Genomic DNA, 2,144 nt, shown 5'->3' with positions numbered 1-2,144 from the left:
CGCCTTGGAGAAACTCGAACATAGCGGTCATTTGCGTGCCTTTGAACTGCGTCATGCCCGCTACATTAGCCGAGTGGCGTCGGATTCGGTGATACCACCGACACCGCCACCGACCACACGCACTTGCACTTCGTCGTTACCCAGGCCATTCAAGGCACCGTTCAACGCTTCCAGCGAACCACGGACGTCGGATTTGAGGACGATGTTGAGCGTCTTCTTCTCTTCCTGCCCCATGTTCTCGAAGATGTTTTCAAGCTTGCCAGCGTGAGCACGGGCCAGTTTGACTTCGCGGAACTTGCCTTGACGGAACAGAGCCACTTCACGGGCTTTCTTCTCGTCGGCAACAACGCTCATCTCGTCGCCAGCGTCCGGGGTACCGTCCAGGCCGAGAATCTCGACAGGGATGGAAGGACCGGCTTCCTTGATTGGCTTGCCGTTCTCGTCGAGCATGGCGCGAACGCGGCCATAGTTCGACCCGACCAGCACCATGTCGCCTTGGCGCAGGGTACCGTCTTGAACCAGAACGGTTGCAACCGGGCCACGACCTTTGTCGAGACGCGATTCAACCACAACGCCACGGCCAGGAGCCGAAGGGGTCGCTTTCAGTTCGAGAACTTCAGCTTGCAGCAGAACAGCTTCGAGCAACTCGTCCACGCCAGTACCGACTTTCGCCGAAACAGATACGAACGGGGTGTCGCCGCCCCACTCTTCCGAGGTCACGCCGTGAACCGACAATTCACTACGGATGCGATCGAGATCGGCGCCCGGCTTGTCGATTTTGTTCACTGCAACAACCAGCGGAACACCAGCAGCCTTGGCGTGCTGAACGGCTTCAACGGTCTGCGGCATTACGCCGTCGTCCGCTGCAACCACCAGGATCACGATGTCGGTCGCCTTGGCACCACGGGCACGCATGGCGGTAAACGCGGCGTGACCAGGGGTGTCGAGGAAGGTGACCATGCCGCGTTCGGTTTCAACGTGGTACGCACCGATGTGCTGGGTGATACCACCGGCTTCGCCAGCAGCTACCTTGGCACGACGGATGTAGTCGAGCAGCGAGGTCTTACCATGGTCAACGTGGCCCATTACGGTCACAACCGGTGCACGGGAGAACGCTTCACCTTCAAACTTCAGGGACTCGGCCAGGGAATCTTCCAGGGCGGTGTCGCTGACCAGGGTCACTTTGTGGCCCAGCTCTTCGGCAACCAGTTGGGCAGTTTCCTGATCCAGTACCTGGTTGATGGTCGCTGGAGTACCCAGTTTGAACATGAACTTGATGATTTCAGCAGCCTTGACCGACATCTGCTGGGCGAGATCGCCAACAGTGATGGTCTCGCCGATCTTCACTTCGCGCACAACAGGGCCGGTTGGGCTCTGGAAACCGTGGGCGTTGCGTTTCTTCAGCTTGGCCTTGCCGCGACCACCACGACGGAAGCCATCGCTTTCTTCGTCGGTAGTACGTGGCGCAACACGTGGAGCAGGCGCTTTTTCCTTGACCGAAGCACGATGCGGAGCGTTTTTGCGCTCGCCATCGCCACTGCCACGACGATTGGTATCGTCGGCACGTGGTTTGTCCGGACGACGCTGTTCGTCGCGTTTGCGAGTGTCGGCCGCAGGTGCTGGTGCAGCTGCAACAACCGGCGCGCTTTCACGTACTGGTTCGGCAACTGCAGCTGGCGCTGCAACGGCGTCGTTAGTAGCGGTTTGCGCAGCAGCAGGCTGGCGACGCGCTTCTTCTTCGGCGCGACGCTTGGCTTCTTCTTCAGCCTTCTGACGTGCAGCATTTTCTACTGCGCGGCGTTCTTCCAGTTCGCGTTTGCGCTCGGCTTCGATTTCTTCCGGGCTGCGTTGTACGAAGACTTTCTTCTTGCGTACTTCAACGCTGATGCTCTTGCTACCAGCAACACGCAGGGTGCTGGTGGTTTTGCGCTGCAATGTAATCTTGCGCGGTTCTTCCACTTTCGCCTTGTGGCTGCTCTTCAAGTGAGTCAGCAAAGACTGCTTCTCACTATCGCTCACACCTTCATCGGCGGCGGTGTGCGGCAGACCTGCCGGTTATTCCATCGTGGTCTTGACCATCGCCAGTTCCGGATGGCTGACCAGTTTGTCGATGTGCAACTCCGGGTCGTCGAACCAGACTTCGG

The 2,144-nt window shown here is 58.8% G+C and carries 2 pseudogenes; both read right to left on the bottom strand.

The window, feature by feature from the left end:
* Positions 1 to 75: 75 nt before the first annotated feature.
* Positions 76 to 2,052 (bottom strand): annotated as a pseudogene (gene infB, locus ACQKPC_RS30300) (translation initiation factor IF-2); the annotation flags it as partial.
* Positions 2,053 to 2,055: 3 nt separating this feature from the next.
* Positions 2,056 to 2,144: pseudogene (locus tag ACQKPC_RS30295) on the bottom strand (Lrp/AsnC family transcriptional regulator); the annotation flags it as partial.

Source organism: Pseudomonas sp. NPDC089918 (assembly GCF_050280605.1).
Classification (GTDB): Bacteria; Pseudomonadota; Gammaproteobacteria; order Pseudomonadales; family Pseudomonadaceae; genus Aquipseudomonas.
This window is presented reverse-complemented; position numbering and strand designations above follow the sequence as displayed.